The sequence below is a fragment of the Thiomicrorhabdus cannonii genome (assembly GCF_013391695.1).
Classification (GTDB): domain Bacteria; phylum Pseudomonadota; class Gammaproteobacteria; order Thiomicrospirales; family Thiomicrospiraceae; genus Thiomicrorhabdus; species Thiomicrorhabdus cannonii.
The window spans coordinates 1-456 of record NZ_JACBGH010000029.1 but is presented as its reverse complement, the minus strand read 5'-3'; the positions used below and the strand labels follow the sequence as shown (position 1 = coordinate 456).

1 protein-coding gene is annotated in these 456 nt (G+C 62.9%); it reads right to left on the bottom strand.

What is annotated here, in order from left to right; genetic code table 11:
• Positions 1–221: 221 nt before the first annotated feature.
• Positions 222–456: hypothetical protein (locus HZ297_RS11815; protein WP_178863968.1), on the bottom strand; the 235-nt coding region annotated here is incomplete at its 5' end.

Here is a 456-nt window from a genome sequence, read left to right as displayed (position 1 = left end):
ATCCTGGCCACGGTGCTGATTGCCCGCGGTGTGTCCGGGCTGGTATGCCGGGTGCCGATCTATCGTGGGCTGGCGGAGTTGTTGATGGTGCCGAAGACGGTTGGAGATGTGGCTGTCGAGGCGCCCGCTGTGCGATCCTCCCACTCGCGTGAAAATGGAGATGAGTAGGAGCAATGCAGCCAGGAGTCGCAATGTTCCTCCCGCAGGAGGTGTTGGCGCCGTTACGGTGCTACTTCGTCACCGATGATGGTTCGCTCCCGGAAGTGGAGCTCACGTGCTGTGAAGCCGCCGGGACGGCTGATGCGTTCGCCTATCTGTTTGCCTGCGGTGCCCGCGTCGCGGCTTCTGGAAGCGTGCAGCTCTGGCTCGGTGCGGAAGATCGTGGTCAGCCGTTCATGGGGCCGGGCGACGCGCGGCGTGTTCTCCAGGACGAAGTAGAGCCTTTCCATATCAGTC